At 63.6% G+C, this 15523-nt stretch carries 12 protein-coding genes, 1 tRNA gene, 1 rRNA gene and 1 pseudogene; 14 read left to right on the plus strand and 1 reads right to left on the minus strand.

Features of this window, described 5'->3' with window-relative positions:
• The first annotated feature begins 54 nt into the window (after positions 1–54).
• The 14 genes and pseudogenes from rrf (at position 55) to RBB31_RS02005 (ending at position 15045) form a co-directional block, all read left to right on the plus strand.
• A 5S ribosomal RNA gene (rrf, locus tag RBB31_RS01945) occupies positions 55–169 on the plus strand.
• 208 nt (positions 170–377) lie between these two features.
• The gene (locus RBB31_RS01950) at positions 378–1805 is read left to right on the plus strand and encodes a DUF2252 domain-containing protein (RefSeq protein ID WP_306127566.1); all 1428 of its coding nucleotides are present in this window, start codon (positions 378–380) and stop codon (positions 1803–1805) included.
• A gap of 92 nt (positions 1806–1897) precedes the next feature.
• A tRNA-Met gene (locus RBB31_RS01955) sits at positions 1898–1974 on the plus strand.
• 117 nt (positions 1975–2091) lie between these two features.
• Positions 2092–2772 (plus strand): annotated as a pseudogene (locus RBB31_RS01960) (phosphatidylserine decarboxylase); the annotation flags it as partial.
• Positions 2759–3523, plus strand: a complete 765-nt coding sequence (pssA, locus tag RBB31_RS01965) for a CDP-diacylglycerol--serine O-phosphatidyltransferase (protein WP_306127567.1) — start codon at positions 2759–2761, stop codon at positions 3521–3523. The pseudogene RBB31_RS01960 and the gene pssA, both read left to right, overlap by 14 nt.
• A gap of 9 nt (positions 3524–3532) precedes the next feature.
• Entirely contained in the window at positions 3533–4180 is a 648-nt protein-coding gene (locus tag RBB31_RS01970; RefSeq protein WP_306127568.1) for a class I SAM-dependent methyltransferase, read from the plus strand.
• A 414-nt stretch (positions 4181–4594) separates the two neighbouring features.
• Positions 4595–6286 carry a methyltransferase domain-containing protein gene (locus tag RBB31_RS01975; protein ID WP_306127569.1) on the plus strand — a complete coding sequence of 564 codons (1692 nt, stop codon included), beginning with the start codon at positions 4595–4597 and terminating at the stop codon, positions 6284–6286.
• A 78-nt stretch (positions 6287–6364) separates the two neighbouring features.
• Positions 6365–7237 carry a methylenetetrahydrofolate reductase [NAD(P)H] gene (gene metF, locus RBB31_RS01980; RefSeq protein WP_306127570.1) on the plus strand — a complete coding sequence of 291 codons (873 nt, stop codon included), beginning with the start codon at positions 6365–6367 and terminating at the stop codon, positions 7235–7237.
• 15 nt (positions 7238–7252) lie between these two features.
• Positions 7253–8326, plus strand: a complete 1074-nt coding sequence (locus RBB31_RS20535; RefSeq protein ID WP_371931280.1) for a homocysteine S-methyltransferase family protein — start codon at positions 7253–7255, stop codon at positions 8324–8326.
• A complete protein-coding gene (metH, locus tag RBB31_RS01985) occupies positions 8323–10989 on the plus strand; it encodes a methionine synthase (RefSeq protein ID WP_371931281.1) in 2667 nt (888 codons plus the stop codon). The genes RBB31_RS20535 and metH overlap by 4 nt, the downstream gene beginning before the upstream one ends.
• Positions 10990–11056: 67 nt before the next feature.
• Positions 11057–12247, plus strand: a complete 1191-nt coding sequence (gene metK, locus RBB31_RS01990) for a methionine adenosyltransferase (RefSeq protein ID WP_306127571.1) — start codon at positions 11057–11059, stop codon at positions 12245–12247.
• Between the two features lie 34 nt (positions 12248–12281).
• Positions 12282–13697, plus strand: coding sequence for an adenosylhomocysteinase (gene ahcY, locus RBB31_RS01995; protein ID WP_306127572.1), 1416 nt, complete (start codon positions 12282–12284; stop codon positions 13695–13697).
• Between the two features lie 10 nt (positions 13698–13707).
• Positions 13708–14700, plus strand: coding sequence for an adenosine kinase (locus RBB31_RS02000; RefSeq protein WP_306127573.1), 993 nt, complete (start codon positions 13708–13710; stop codon positions 14698–14700).
• A gap of 147 nt (positions 14701–14847) precedes the next feature.
• Entirely contained in the window at positions 14848–15045 is a 198-nt protein-coding gene (locus RBB31_RS02005) for a hypothetical protein (RefSeq protein ID WP_306127574.1), read from the plus strand.
• A 167-nt stretch (positions 15046–15212) separates the two neighbouring features.
• On the opposite strand, the gene RBB31_RS02010 is transcribed toward RBB31_RS02005, so the two are convergent.
• Positions 15213–15494 (minus strand): hypothetical protein, encoded by a 282-nt coding sequence (locus RBB31_RS02010; protein ID WP_306127575.1) that lies wholly within the window; start codon positions 15492–15494, stop codon positions 15213–15215.
• Between the last annotated feature and the right edge of the window lie 29 nt (positions 15495–15523).

The raw sequence follows: 15523 nt of genomic DNA on the forward strand, positions 1-15523 counted from the left end.
GAAGCCGTACACTTAAACAAGTGTGCTGACTTGGAGTTCAAGGATCTTTCTCGGTTTGGTGGTCATAGCACGAGCAAAACACCCGGTCCCATCCCGAACCCGGCCGTTAAGTGCCGTAGCGCCAATGGTACTGCGTCTCAAGACGTGGGAGAGTAGGTCACCGCCAAACCTAGTAAGGTCCTTGAAATTGTATCTCTCTTTCGATTTTCCCCTGCAATTCACTCTCTGACGGCCGGATGCGCTGTTGCGGATCGTGCCCTGGCACCGTCGCGTACGCTGGGTCAGCCATCGTGGCCTGCGGGTGATGGGCGGCGTCGTTCAGACCGGAACTTTACGGCCCAGCCGTTCGTTCCCTTCGGAACGACCAAGGCGACGTCATGGCGAAAAAGACAAAGCGACGGCCGCAGAGCGGCGACGCCACCCCTCCGACCGAGCAATCCATCGAGGCGCGCTATGCGCAACGCTCCAAGGCGTTCGCGCGGCTGAGCGCCGGGATCGAGACGGGCAAGTATGTGGTGCCGCCGCGGTTTCTGCATGGCGAGGACCGCCGGCATCATGTACGCTCCACCATCCGCGAGGATCACGCGGCGCGCATCGCCGAAAGCTCGAAGGGTGCGCGCGACAAGTTCGACAAGTTGGCCGACTGCCCATTCAATTTCTTTCGCGGCACCGCACTGCTGTTTTACCGCGACATGGTGGGCGAGGATGGGCACATGCCCTCGGTGATGGCGCTGGGGGACGTGCACCCGGAGAATTTCGGTGTCATGCCCGACAAGAGCGGCGCGCCGATCTTCGGTGTGAACGACTTTGACGAGACGACCTATGCGCCGTTCAGCTGGGACATCAAGCGCGGCGCCGTGGGGTTCTGGATCGCGGCGCTGACGGAAGGCGAGTTGAAGCCCGGAAAGGCACGCAAGATCGTTCGCCGGTTCGTGCGCGGCTATGCCGAGGCGATGCAGGATTACGCCAACAACTCGACCGAGCGCAACAACGCCTACCGTATCGACAATTCGCCCAAGGTGATCCGTCGGCTGTTCGAGGAGGCGTGGGAGAACCGGCAGGAATGGCTATGGTCGGATTACCTCAACGAGAACGGCCGGGGCTTTCGCGCCGGCGAGGAACTGCAGCCGCTGTCGTCGGAAATCGAGAAGTTTCAGAAGGCGATCAATGATCTGGCCAGGTCCAATGGTATCGATGCGCCTGACCGCGCCGGTGAATTGAAGGTCAAGGATGTTTGCGTGCGGCACGGGCAGGGCACGGCCTCGCTGGGTCTGCCGCGCTATTACGTGCTGATCGAGGGGCCGTCGAAGGACGCGACCGACGACCTGATTATCGAGTTCAAGGCGGCGCGGCGGTCGGCGCTGGAGGGGCTGACCCCGCCCAACGCCTTTAACGCCGGCAAGCAGGCCGAGCGCATCAAGCACGGTCAGAGCGTGCAACTGGCGCACGGGGATATCTTCTATGGCGCGGTGGAGATCGACGGCAAGAGTTTCATGAGCCGCGAACGAGCGCCGTTCCGGGACGACATCGACCTTGACGACCTGAGCTTCAAGTCCTGGAAACGCTATGCCAGGGTCTGCGGTGCCGCATTGGCGCAGGCGCATGCCCTGTCCGACGACCTGGGCCGCATCGATTATGACGTAGAGCCCTCGATCATGGAGGCGATGTCCCCCCTGCGACTGTTCGAGGATGATATCGTGCGCTTTTCCGAGGAAGCGGTGGCGCGGCTAAAGCGGGATCACGCGTTTTTCCGCGAAGATCACGCCCATGGCGCCTTCGACAGCCTGGACGTGGTGTTCCGCTGACCCTTCGCGGGCAGGCTTGTAAAAAAAATGTAATAAATGCCCGCGCGGCCCCTTGCGGAGGTCCCGGTGCAGGAGTAGATAGCCCGCATTGGCGCGGGGTGGAGCAGCCCGGTAGCTCGTCAGGCTCATAACCTGAAGGTCGTAGGTTCAAATCCTACCCCCGCAACCAAACTTCCGAACCACGGTATCGATCATCCGCCGCCGGCGCGCGGATATCGGTTCTTGCGCTTGCAGTCGGGGCTGGCGGGCCCCATAAGGCGCCACAACCCAGCGGCGAGGGAACAAATTCATGCGCATGCGCGATACATTCATCAAGCCGATGCATCCGGAAGGCAGAAAGTTCGTTGCGATCTTTGCCGGTGCGACCCTTCTGCTGTTTCTGGTGTCCGACATACTGGGATGGATCGGCGTCGGGCTGACGATCTGGTGCTATTATTTCTTTCGGGATCCCGAGCGTGTGCCGCCATTGCGAAGCGGTGTCATCGTCAGCCCTGCAGACGGGATCGTATCGTTGATCGAGCAGGCGGTCCCGCCCAAGGAGCTGGGGATGCCGGGCGAGGCCCTGACCCGCGTCAGCGTGTTCATGAGCGTGTTCAACTGCCACATGAACCGAATGCCCGTCGGCGGCCGGATCGAAGCGATCGCCTATCGGCCCGGCAAGTTCTTCAACGCCTCGCTGGACAAGGCCAGTGCGGACAACGAACGCAACAGCCTGCGCATCGCGATGCCGGACGGGCGGGACGTGGCCGTGGTGCAGATTGCGGGGCTGGTGGCCCGGCGGATCGTGTGTTTCGTCAAGCCCGGTGATACCCTGTCGACATCCGAAAGATTCGGGCTGATCCGGTTCGGCTCCAGGCTGGATGTCTATCTGCCCGACGGAGTCGTGCCCTCGGTCCGCGTGGGGCAGACCATGATCGCCGGAGAAACTATTTTGGCCGACCTCACCCTGCCTGATGCCACGCGATAACCAGACCCCACGGAACAGCGCCGGCAAGAAACGAAACGACGCCGCGCTTGTCCAGTTGCTGCCCAACCTGATCACGCTTGCCGCGATCTGTGCCGGCATGACGTCGATCAGGTTCGCGGTGCAGGGGGATTACATTTTCGCGGTGCAACTGGTGCTGCTGGCTTGTGTTCTGGATGGTATCGACGGTCGCGTCGCGCGTTTCATGCGCAGCGACAGCAAGATCGGGGCGGAGCTCGATTCGCTTGCGGACTTCCTCAACTTCGGTGTCGCGCCGCCGCTGATCCTGTATTTCTGGGGGCTGCAGGAGATCCGAAGCGTGGCGTGGATCTTCGTGCTTTTCTTCACGGTCTGCTGTGTCATCCGGCTGGCCCGCTTCAATGTCGACCACAAGGTCGAGGAAGCGCCGGGGCCGAGCGGCCATTTCACCGGGGTGCCGTCGCCGGCCGGTGCGGTGCTGGTCATGGTGCCGCTCTACCTGTCCTTCGCGTTCGAGACCGTGCAGGTGCCGGGCCTTGCCGTATGCTTCTATATGATGCTCGCCGGCCTGTTGATGATAAGCACCGTGCCGACACTCTCGCTCAAGGGCGCGTCGATCTCGCGGTCGAACGTGAAGTTCTTTTTGGTCGGCGTGGTCCTAGCCGGGGCCGCATTCTTTACATTCACCTGGACTGCATTGTCTGTGTTGTCCTTGTGTTATCTGCTCATGGTGGCATGGTCCGCGGTGACGAAGGCGCGACAGCCCGGCAAGTAAGGAGAACGCATGGATATCGATGCCGTCAGTACGTCCTATGCCCGGTGGGCCCCCATCTACGACCGGACATTCGGCGCCGTGACGAATGTGGGCCGAAAGCGTGCTGTGGAGTATATCAACACCCGCCCGGGCAGCGTTCTCGAGGTGGGCGTGGGCACGGGGCTTGCGTTGGCGCATTACGATCCGGCGCTACAGGTCACCGGGATCGACTTCAGCGAAGAGATGCTGGCCAAGGCGCGCGACAAGGTCCGGCGCCTGGACCTGGGCCATGTGAGGGAATTGCGGCAGATGGATGCGCGCACCCTCGATTTCCCGGACAATCTTTTTGACACGATCGCGGCGATGCATGTCCTGTCGGTCGTCCCCGAACCCGAACGCGTGATGGGCGAGATCGCCCGGGTCTGCAAGCCGGGCGGCAAGGTGGTGATCACCAACCATTTCGTGCGCAAGACGGGCGCGCTCGCCGTGCTGGAGCGTGCCCTGGCCCCGGTGGCGAATTTCATCGGCTGGCATTCCGATTTCGAGATGGACACGGTGCTTGGCGAGGGCTGCCTTGAGGTTGACGCGCAGAAGTCGTTGCCCCCGCTTGGCATGATGACGTTCCTGGTGCTGGAGAAACGGGCCGATCGGCAGCCTACGGGCCCCACCGGAAATTAGATAGTCTAAGCAAGAATCGTTGCGGCCCCCGAGTGCGTTTTTGCGGGGATGCGGCCTGTGGGCCGTAACGATGAACATTTAAGCATCACGGATTTTTGAGTTTAAGCAGTGGTTTGGCGCGAGAGTTCCCGAATTTCATGAAAATTTCGCACACAAAGGTTGAATGCGCGTCACTTAAGAATGTAACCAATGGTACATTAGCGGTCGGGCGAAACTTCCATAAGCGAAACTTTCCGACCGGGTGGTAAGGCCAGACCCGGCCCGACCGCCAGCGATCACAGGGATCTGCCCACGCAACGACGTGCGGACTGAACAACGACAACCCTGACGGCACCGCCTCCGACTCCGTTCGCGGAATCCGGAAGTCTGGTTGCGGCCAAGTGCGGGCTGCCGTCATCAAAAACGGAGAGAGACATGACCAGCGATGTCGCCGGCAACGCCGAACTGACGATGACCACGCAGACCTACAGCAAGGATCCGCTGGCAGACCGCGAGACGGGGCATTACCGCAAGGAATACGTCACCAGCTTCGTCGACAAGTGGGACGAGCTGATCGACTGGGACGGTCGCGCCCAGAGCGAGGGTCAGTTCTTCATCGACATCCTGAAGGCGCGCGGCAAGGAGCGCGTGCTGGACGTGGCCTGTGGCACCGGCTTTCACTCGGTGCGTCTGACCGAGGCGGGATTTGACGTGACCGCCGCCGACGGCAACGCCGCCATGGTCGCCAAGGCGTTCGAGAACGGTCAAAGCCGCGGCCTGATCCTGAAGACGGCGCAAGCGGACTGGCGCTGGCTGAACCGGGACATTCACGGCAAGTACGACGCGATCATCTGCCTGGGCAATTCCTTCACCCATCTGCACGAGGAGCAGGACCGCCGCCGCGCCCTGGCCGAATTCTATGCCGCGCTCAAGCATGACGGCGTGCTGATCCTCGATCAGCGGAACTATGACGCGATGCTCGACAGCGGGTTTTCCAGCAAGCACAAGTATTACTATTGCGGCGATGACGTCAGCGCCGAGCCCGAGCATATCGACGAAGGGCTGTGCCGGATGCGCTATGACTTTCCCGACGGGGCGTCCTATACGCTGAACCTGTGCCCGATCCGCAAGGACTACATGCGCCGCCTGTTCCGCGAAGCCGGGTTCGAGCGGGTGCGCACCTACGGCGACTTCCAGGACACCTATGCCGAGGAGGAGCCCGACTTTTTCATCCACGTCGCCGAGAAATCGGCCGAGCATGTGGCCCGCTGGGGCGGCAACGGTGCCGATGGCAAGGCGGATATCCGCGATGTTGCGGAAACCTATTATGACAGCGACGATGCCGACACGTTCTATTCTACCATCTGGGGTGGCGAGGACCTGCATATCGGGCGTTACACGACCACCAGGAACATCCGCGAAGCCAGCGACCTGACGATCGAAAGCATGATCGAGGCGCTGCCCGGCCTGAAATCAGGCTCCCGCGTGTTGGACCTGGGCGCGGGCTATGGCGGGGCGATGCGCACCGTCGTGAAGAAGACCGGCTGCGAGGCTGTCTGCCTGAACATCTCCGAAACGCAGAACGAGTATAACCTGGGCAAGGTCCGGGCGGCCCGGCTGGCTGACAAGATCAGCATCCGCCACGGCGTGTTCGAGGACGTGCCCGAGGCCGACGAGAGTGTCGATGTTGTCTGGAGCCAGGATGCCTTCCTGCATTCCGACCAGCGCGACCAGGTCCTGGCCGAAGCGTTCCGCGTGCTCAAGCCGGGCGGGCACCTGATATTCACCGATCCGATGCAGGCCGATGACGTGCCCGAGGGCGTTCTGCAACCCGTCTATGACCGGCTGCAACTCAACAGCCTGGGCTCGCCGGCGTTCTACCGCCAGACCGCCGAGGGGCTCGGTTTCGAGACGGTGCAGCAGGAGGATGCGGTCGGCGACCTGCGGGCGCATTACGCCCGGGTCCGCGAAGAGCTGCTGGCGCATTACGATGAGCTGCGCGAGAAAGGCTGCTCGGCCGAGTATCTCGACAAGATGGCGGTTGGATTGCAGAACTGGGTGAAGGCCGCCGATGACGGCCACCTTGCCTGGGGCATCCAGCATTTCCGCAAGCCCGTCAAACACTGAACCATGCGACGGGGGTGCCGTGATGCGCCCCCGCGCCCCCGCCTCATCCCGCAAGATCAACGAGATGGAGACACGCACATGACAGTTACGTCCGACACGCCGTCGATTTCATTCGAGCTTTTTCCGCCCAAGACGGAGGCCGGAGTGACCCGACTGCGCGATACCGTGGCGCAACTGAGTGCGGCCGACCCGGAGTATTTCTCGGTCACCTACGGCGCAGGGGGCAGCACGAGGGACCGTACCAAGCGCATCGTCGAGATGGTGGCCAACCGCACGGGCCTGCCGGTAGCGCATCACTTTACCTGCGTCGGGGCCAGCCGGGCCGAGATCGACCGCCAGGCCGAGGTGTTCTGGGACAGCGGCATGCACAGGATCGTCGCGCTGCGCGGGGACCTGCCGGCGGGCCAGAGCCTGCCCGAGGATGGCTATAACGACGCGGCGGAACTGGTCGCGGCGCTGCGCCGCAAGGGCGATTTCGACATCTCGGTCGCGGCCTATCCGGAGGTGCATCCCGAGGCCCGCGATGCCGCCGCCGACATGGACCACCTCAAGCGCAAGATCGACAACGGCGCCGCGCGGGCGATCACGCAATATGCCTTCGACACCGACACCGTGCTGCGGTTCGTCGAGCGCGCACGGGCCGCGGGCATCGACGCGCCGATCGTGGCCGGGATCATGCCGGTCGCCAATTTCGAGGGACTGAAGCGGTTTTCCGCGGGTTGCGGCGCCTCGGTCCCCGACTGGATGGGCCAGATGTTCGACGGGCTGGACGATGCGCCAGAGACCCGCGCGATGGTCGCGACCGGCGTGGCCGCCGAACAATGCCGCCGCCTGATGGAGGCCGGGATTACCGACTTTCACTTCTATACGCTGAACCAGCCGAAAGTGACGCTGGCTGTTTGCAGGACATTGGGGCTGACACCCAGTATTGTGGCCGAGAACGCCGCTTGAAGGATTGAAGAACGCATGACCAAGACACACGACATAGCCGCGGCCAACGCCGACCGCATCCTGGTGCTCGACGGGGCGATGGGCACGATGATCCAGCAGCAAAAGCCCGACGAGGCCACCTATCGCGGCGAGCGGTTCAAGGATCATCCCAGCGACGTGGGCGGCAACAACGAGCTGCTGACCCTGACCCAGCCAGACATGATTCGGAAAATCCACGAGGATTTCCTGGAGGCCGGCGCCGATATCCTTGGGACCAACACCTTTGGCGCCAACGCGATCAGCCAGGCCGACTACGACATGACCGACCTGGTGGTCGAAATGAACGTCGAATCCGTCCGCCTTGCGCGGGAAGCCGCCGACGCGGTCGCCACGCCCGGGAAACCCCGCTGGGTGGCCGGCGCGATCGGGCCGACCAACCAGACGGCCAGCATCAGCCCGGACGTGAACGACCCCGGTTTCCGGGGCGTGACCTTCGACGATCTGGCCCGCGCCTATGGCGAGGCGGCGCGCGCGCTGATCGAGGGCGGCGCCGACCTGCTGCTGATCGAGACAATCTTCGACACGCTCAACGCCAAGGCCGCGCTCTTTGCCATCGACAGCCTGTCGGACGAGGGGCTGACCATTCCGCCGCTGATGATCTCGGGCACCATCACCGACCGGTCGGGCCGAACCCTGACCGGCCAGACGCCCGAGGCGTTCTGGGTGTCGATGAGCCACGCGCGCCCGTTTTCCATCGGGCTCAACTGCGCGCTGGGCGCGGGCGAGATGCGCCAGCACGTGCGCACCTTGTCCGGGGTGGCCGACACGCGCATCAGCGCCTATCCCAACGCCGGCCTGCCCAACGAGATGGGCGGCTACGACGAAACGCCCGAGGAAACCGCCGAGCACCTGGCCGAATGGGCGTCGTCGGGGCTGGTCAACATCGTGGGCGGCTGCTGCGGCACCACGCCCGAGCATATCCGCGCCATCGCCGAGGCGGTCGCGGGCAAGGCACCGCGCAAGATCCCGCAGAAGGTCAGGCACATGCGGCTGAGCGGCCTGGAGATGTTCGAGACACAAGGCGCGGACGTGAAGGAGGGCGCGGCATGAGCACCGGAGTTGCCAGTTTCATCAATATCGGCGAGCGCACCAACGTCACCGGGTCGGCCAAGTTCAAGAAGCTGATCATGGACGGCGACTATGCCGCCGCGCTCGACGTGGCGCGCCAGCAGGTCGAGAACGGTGCGCAGATCATCGACGTGAACATGGACGAGGGGCTGCTCGATTCAGAGCAGGCGATGACGACCTTCCTGAACCTGATCGCGTCCGAGCCGGACATCAGCCGCGTGCCGGTCATGCTCGACAGCTCGAAATTCGAGGTTATCGAGGCCGGGCTGAAATGCGTGCAGGGCCGCGCCGTGGTCAACTCCATCTCGCTCAAGGAAGGCGAGGAGGCGTTCCTGGAACAGGCGCGCACGGTGCGCCGCTATGGTGCCGCCGTGGTGGTCATGGCGTTCGACGAGAACGGACAGGCCGAGACCGCGCAGCACAAGTTCGACATCTGCAAGCGGTCCTATGACCTCTTGGTCGAGAAGGCAGGGTTCGAGCCTTGGGATATCATCTTCGATCCCAACATCTTTGCCGTGGCAACGGGGATCGAGGAGCATAACGACTATGCCAATGCTTTTTTCGAAGCGACCCGGATGATCAAGGAGGCGATGCCGGATGTGCATGTCTCGGGCGGTCTGTCGAACGTGTCTTTCAGCTTTCGCGGCAACAACGCGGTGCGCGAGGCGATGCATTCGGCGTTCCTCTACCACGCGATCCCGCTGGGTCTGGACATGGCGATCGTGAATGCCGGGCAGATCACCGTCTATGACGACATCCCCGACGAACTGCGCGAGCATGTCGAGGACGTGCTGCTGAACCGCCGCGACAATGCAACCGAGCGCCTGCTGGAGATTGCCGACAAGTACAAGGGCACCGGCGAGGCCTCCAAGAAGGAAGACCCCAAGTGGCGCGAGCTACCGGTCGAGAAGCGGCTGGAACACGCGCTGGTGCACGGCATCACCGACTACGTCGTCGACGATACCGAGGAATGTCGCCAACGCGCCGACAAGCCGCTCGACGTGATCGAGGGGCCGCTGATGGACGGCATGAACGTGGTGGGCGACCTCTTCGGCGCGGGCAAGATGTTCCTGCCGCAGGTGGTGAAATCCGCCCGCGTGATGAAGGCCGCCGTGGCGCATCTGCTGCCCTTCATGGAAGAGGAAAAGCGTCTGTCGGGCGACACCTCGGCCAAGGGCAAGGTGATCATGGCGACGGTCAAGGGCGATGTGCACGACATCGGCAAGAACATCGTCGGCGTCGTGCTGCAGTGCAACAATTACGACGTGGTCGACCTTGGCGTGATGGTTCCGGCCGAGGACATTCTCGCGGCGGCCAAGAAGGAAAAGGCGGATATCATCGGCCTGTCCGGCCTGATCACACCCTCGCTGGACCGGATGGTCGACGTGGCCGCCGAGATGAAACGGCAGGAGTTCGACCTGCCGCTGCTGATCGGCGGGGCGACCACATCCAAAAAGCATACCGCGCTGAAGATCGCGCCGGAATACGAGCATGGCGTGATCCATGTCGATGACGCCTCCAAGGCCGTCGGCGTGGTCTCGAGACTGCTGTCCAAGACGGCGCGGCCGGATTTTCTGGCCGATGTCGTCACCGAGCAGGACAAGCTGCGCGACGGGATGAAAGGCGCCGGGGACCGGCCCACCGCCGCGCTGGCCGAGGCGCGCAGATCGAAATTCGACGGCGGTTGGGACAGCTATACGCCGCCCGCGCCGCAGACGCCGGGCCTGACGGTGATCGACGACATGGGCATCGCCAAGCTGCGGGAGTTCATCGACTGGACGCCGTTCTTCAACACCTGGGAGATGAAGGGCAAGTTTCCGAACATCTTCGACGACCCCGACAAGGGGCCCGCCGCGCGCGAGCTTTACGACAACGCGCAAAAGATGCTGGACCGGATCGAGAAAGAGGACTGGTTCAGCCCGCGCGGCGTGGTGGGCCTCTGGCCCGCCAACGCGCAGGGCGACGATATCGTCGTCTGGGCGGACGAAGACCGCAAGACCCTGCGCGCCCGGATGCCCCAACTGCGCCAGCAACGCAGCAAGGCGAACGGCCGCCCGCAAATGTGCCTTGCCGATTTCGTGGCACCCGAGGGCACCGAGGATTGGGTCGGCGGCTTTACCGTCACCGCCGGGCGCGAGGTCCACGACATCTCCGACCGGCTGAAGGCCGAGGGCAACGATTACGACTCGATCATGGTGCAGGCGCTGGGCGACCGGATTGCCGAGGCCTTTGCCGAGGCATTGCACGCCCGCGTGCGGCGCAGCCTGTGGGGCTATGCCGCGGACGAAACGCTGGATAACGAGGCGCTGATTTCCGAGCAGTATCGCGGCATCCGCCCCGCGCCCGGCTACCCGGCCAACCCCGACCACACCGAGAAGCGCACGCTGTTCGACCTTCTGGATGCGCCCGAGCATACCGGCGTCACCCTGACCGAAAGCTGCGCGATGTGGCCCGCCTCGGCGGTGTCGGGGCTCTATTTCGCCCACCCGGACTCGGCCTATTTCGGGATCGGCCGGATCGGCCCCGACCAGGTGGCCGACTATGCCGAGCGCAAGGGCATGGAGATTGCCGAGGTGGAGGCATGGCTGCAACCCAGCCTGGCCTACACCCCCGACAAGTCATCGGCCGATCGAAAGATCGCCTGACCCCCCGCAAAAATTCGATTTTTGCCAAAAGCGACCCAACCCCACGACAGTGGAGAAAGGAACGATTATGAGCGACAGATCATGGCTTTTCACCAGCGAGTCGGTGTCCGAAGGGCACCCCGACAAGGTGTGCGACCGAATCTCGGACGCGGTGCTGGATGCCTACCTCGCCGCCGATCCGCAATCACGCGTGGCCTGTGAGACGCTGGCCACCACCGACCACGTCACCATCGCCGGCGAGGTACGCGGCCCCGAAAGCGTGCTGAAGGAGGTCGAGCAGATCGCCCGCGATGCGATCCGCGACATCGGCTATGAACAGCATGGCTTTTCGTGGAAGGATGCAGAGATCGTCTGCCGCCTGCACGCGCAATCGGCCGATATCGCCATGGGCGTGGACGAGGGCGACAAGGGCGAGGAAGGTGCCGGCGACCAGGGCATCATGTTCGGGTATGCCTGCAACGAGACCGAAGAGCTGATGCCGGCCCCGATCCAGTTCGCCCACAAGATCCTGCGCACGATGGCCGAGGACCGGAAATCCGGCAAGCAGCCGAATTTCGGGCCCGATGCCAAGAGCCAGGTGACGCTGAAATACCAGAACGGCAAACCGGTCGGCCTCGACACCGTGGTCGTCTCGACCCAGCATGCCGAGGGGCTGAGTCAGGACGACGTGCGCGCGCTGGTCGAGCCCTACATCACCGACTGCTTCAAGACCGAGGGCTGGAACCTGCCGTCGCCCGACAAGATCATCGTCAACCCGACCGGCAATTTCGTCATTGGCGGCCCGGACGGTGACGCGGGCCTTACCGGTCGCAAGATCATCGTCGACACCTATGGCGGCGCGGCCCCGCATGGCGGCGGCGCGTTTTCCGGCAAGGACCCGACCAAGGTGGACCGCTCGGCGGCCTATATCTCGCGCTACATGGCCAAGAACGTGGTCGCCGCCGGGCTGGCCGACAAGTGCCAGATCCAGCTGGCCTATGCCATCGGCGTGCCCGAGCCGGTCGCCATCTACGTCGACACGCTGGGCACCGGCCGGGTCGACGAGGCCAAGCTGGCCGACACCCTGCGCGAGATGGTTCGCCTGACGCCGCGCGGCATCCGCGAGCACCTGGGCCTGTTGAAGCCGGTCTATGCCCGCACCGCCGCCTATGGCCATTTCGGACGCGTCCCCGACGACGAGGGCGGCTTCAGCTGGGAACGCACGGATCTGGCCGACGAACTGGCCCGCACCTTCGGCGTATCCGCCGCAGCAGAGTGATCCGAAACACCAGAACGAAGAAAGGAGACGCGACATGAACAAGCCAGAGAGAGTCAGTCCCGCGGACAGCGCGATCCGTGACATCGCTCTTGCCGGTTTCGGCCGCAAGGAGCTGGACATCGCCGAGACCGAGATGCCGGGCCTGATGGCCCTGCGCGAGGAATACGGGGCGGAGAAGCCGCTCAAGGGCGCGCGCATCGCGGGGTCGTTGCATATGACGATCCAGACTGCCTGCCTGATCGAAACGCTGGTGGCGCTGGGCGCGGAGGTCCGCTGGGCCTCGTGCAACATCTTTTCCACGCAAGACCACGCGGCTGCCGTGATCGCCGAGGGCGGCACGCCGGTCTTCGCGGTCAAGGGCGAGACGCTGGAGGAATACTGGGATTATTGCGACCGCATCTTCCAGTTCGAAGACGGCGGCGCCAACATGATCCTGGACGATGGCGGTGACGCCACGCTCTATATCCTGATCGGCGCGCGGGTCGAGGCCGGTGAAACCGGGCTGATCGAGACGCCGACCTCGGAAGAAGAGACGTTCCTGTTCGCCCAGATCAAGAAGCGCATGGCCGAAAGCCCCGGCTGGTTCACCAAGCAGCGCGAGATGATCAAGGGCGTCAGCGAAGAGACGACGACCGGCGTGCATCGCCTTTACAAGATGATGCAGGAAGGGCAGCTGCCCTTCCCCGCGATCAACGTGAATGACTCTGTGACCAAGTCGAAATTCGACAACAAGTACGGCTGCAAGGAATCGCTCGTCGACGGCATCCGCCGTGCCACCGATACGATGATGGCGGGCAAGGTCGCCGTCGTGATGGGCTATGGCGATGTCGGCAAAGGGTCGGCCGCCTCGCTCAAGGGTGCAGGCGCCCGGGTCTTGGTCACGGAAGTCGATCCGATCTGTGCGCTTCAAGCGGCCATGGATGGCTTCGAGGTGACGACCCTGGAAGACGTGGTGAAAACCGCCGACATCTTCGTCACCACCACCGGCAACAAGGATGTCATCCGCATCGAGCATATGCGCGAGATGAAGGACATGGCGATCGTCGGCAATATCGGCCACTTCGACAACGAGATCCAGGTCGCCAGCCTGAAGAACCACAAGTGGACCAACATCAAGGAACAGGTGGACATGATCGAGATGCCCTCGGGCAACCGCATCATCCTGCTCTCTGAAGGCCGCCTGCTCAATCTCGGCAACGCGACCGGCCACCCGTCCTTCGTGATGTCGGCCAGCTTTACCAACCAGGTTCTGGCGCAGATCGAGCTGTGGAAGAACGGCGGCGAGTACGAGAACAAGGTCTATATCCTGCCCAAGCATCTGGACGAGAAAGTGGCCCGTCTGCATCTGGACCGCATCGGTGTGAAGCTGACGGAACTGGCGCAAGACCAGGCGGATTATATCGGCGTGCAGCCCGAGGGGCCGTACAAGCCGGAACACTACCGGTATTGAGGAGCGAGACATGACCGAACGAACACCGCATATCGTGGGTTTGGGCAACGCGCTGGTCGATGTCGTCGCCGCGGTCGAGCCCGATGTCCTCACGCGGCACGGGCTGACCCCGGGAGGCATGCACCTGGTGGATGCCGACGCGGCCCACGCCCTGTTCGAGGAGGTCGCCCCCGGCATCCGCCAGTCCGGCGGATCGGTGGCCAACTCCATCGCGCACCTGGCCGACATGCCTGTCCGGGGGACCTACCTGGGCAAGGTGGCCAATGACGACCTCGGCGAGGCCTTTTGCGAGGAAATGTCGGGCATGGGTCTGGCGGCGCCGGTTGCCGTTGCACAGAATGGCGATCAGGGCACCGGCCGCTGCGTCGTGCTGGTCACGCCGGACGGCGAGCGCACCATGAGCACCTACCTGGGGGCGGCGACAACGCTGATGCCTCCGGAGGCGCTCGCGGCGCTGCCCGAGGCGTTCGATATCCTGTTCATCGAAGGCTACATCTGGGACGCCCCGCACGGCGCGGCGGTGATCGAACGCCTGGCCGAGGCGGCGAAAGCCGCCGGGGCGAAGGTGGCGCTGACGCCGTCGGATGCCGGCTGTGTCGAGCGCAACATCCACGTCATGCGCAACACCGTCTCGCGCCATGTCGACATCCTTGTCGGCAACCATGTCGAGGTGGCCGCGCTGGCGGGATGCGAGGGCGCCGAAGCCGCTCTGGACTGGGCCATGACACAGGTGTCCGTCGCGGCGGTGACCGAGCACGAGAAGGGCTCGATCGCGGCCGATGCCGAAGGCCGCCACCAGATTGCGGCGGTCAGCGTGCCCCGGGTCGTCGACAGCACCGGCGCGGGCGATGCCTATGCCAGCGGTTTCCTTGCCGGACTGGCCCGAGGCCTGCCCGTGCAGGAGGCGGGCAGGCTGGGTGCCGAATATGCCGCCCGGGTGCTGGTGCATTTCGGTGCGCGCGACGGTGACGCGGCCAGGGCGATCGCCCTGCCGGCGGCCTGAGCCCGAGCACGACCATCCGTCACGTGCGGCCCGTGTGCGTACTTGCCGGAACGACTGGCGAGGCGTATATTTCACCCAGTGTCCGGGGGCATTGCGAGGCCCCCGGCGCGACTCATCGAAGTCATCGCCCTGACGCTTTAGGCAACCTTGATCTTCCTGAGGATCGACCCGTCCGGCATGTCGCCGGGCGGTTACTCAAACCGTGAGGTCATGATGGGAAAAGGCAATAACAGGCGCGGCAACCGCGAAGTGAAGAAGCCGAAACAGGAAAAACCGAAAGTTCTGGCAACGGCAAATTCCGGCGCGGCGGGTCCGGTCACGCTTGGGGAAAAGAAGAAGAAATAGCGGCGACGCTCTGCCCCGCGCGCCCCGGGCCTGACCCGGAGCCTCCGGTGGCCGGAAGATCCCGGACCAGGTCCCGCAGGACGCATCGCCAAGACGTAAAGAACAAAGCCGCCCCTCGGGGCGGCTTTTGAGTGGTCGAAGTGCGGCAACGATCCGATGTGCTTTGCTTACTCGCCAAACTCTTTCTTCGATCTGGGTGCATCCCGCAGTTGCTTGTCCAACGATTGACGATAGCGCGTGCATCCGCGCATGAATTGTGGCCAATCGGGTACTATCATCCCGCCCGGAGGCGAGTCCGGAAGCAACGCCCACAGATCAGGATGGTGCCAGCAGAGATCATGCAAAGAGGTATCCCGATGAACTCTTATCTGTTTTCGCATCATACGCGCAGCAGCCAAGAGTTGTGATTTCGTCATTTCTTCCAGATCTTTATCAGGATCGACAATCATCCGTATCTCCTTCGCGAATACCAACCCCG

Source organism: Roseovarius sp. MMSF_3350, from assembly GCF_030733425.1.
Taxonomy (GTDB): domain Bacteria; phylum Pseudomonadota; class Alphaproteobacteria; order Rhodobacterales; family Rhodobacteraceae; genus Roseovarius.

Bases quoted from the DNA above. Each gene is read 5' to 3' on its own strand.
- RBB31_RS01950 (WP_306127566.1), top strand. From the start codon at position 378: ATGGCGAAAAAGACAAAGCGACGGCCGCAGAGCGGCGACGCCACCCCT.
- pssA (WP_306127567.1), top strand. From the start codon at position 2,759: ATGCCACGCGATAACCAGACCCCACGGAACAGCGCCGGCAAGAAACGA.
- RBB31_RS01970 (WP_306127568.1), top strand. From the start codon at position 3,533: ATGGATATCGATGCCGTCAGTACGTCCTATGCCCGGTGGGCCCCCATC.
- RBB31_RS01975 (WP_306127569.1), top strand. From the start codon at position 4,595: ATGACCAGCGATGTCGCCGGCAACGCCGAACTGACGATGACCACGCAG.
- metF (WP_306127570.1), top strand. From the start codon at position 6,365: ATGACAGTTACGTCCGACACGCCGTCGATTTCATTCGAGCTTTTTCCG.
- RBB31_RS20535 (WP_371931280.1), top strand. From the start codon at position 7,253: ATGACCAAGACACACGACATAGCCGCGGCCAACGCCGACCGCATCCTG.
- metH (WP_371931281.1), top strand. From the start codon at position 8,323: ATGAGCACCGGAGTTGCCAGTTTCATCAATATCGGCGAGCGCACCAAC.
- metK (WP_306127571.1), top strand. From the start codon at position 11,057: ATGAGCGACAGATCATGGCTTTTCACCAGCGAGTCGGTGTCCGAAGGG.
- ahcY (WP_306127572.1), top strand. From the start codon at position 12,282: ATGAACAAGCCAGAGAGAGTCAGTCCCGCGGACAGCGCGATCCGTGAC.
- RBB31_RS02000 (WP_306127573.1), top strand. From the start codon at position 13,708: ATGACCGAACGAACACCGCATATCGTGGGTTTGGGCAACGCGCTGGTC.
- RBB31_RS02010 (WP_306127575.1), bottom strand. From the start codon at position 15,494: ATGATTGTCGATCCTGATAAAGATCTGGAAGAAATGACGAAATCACAA.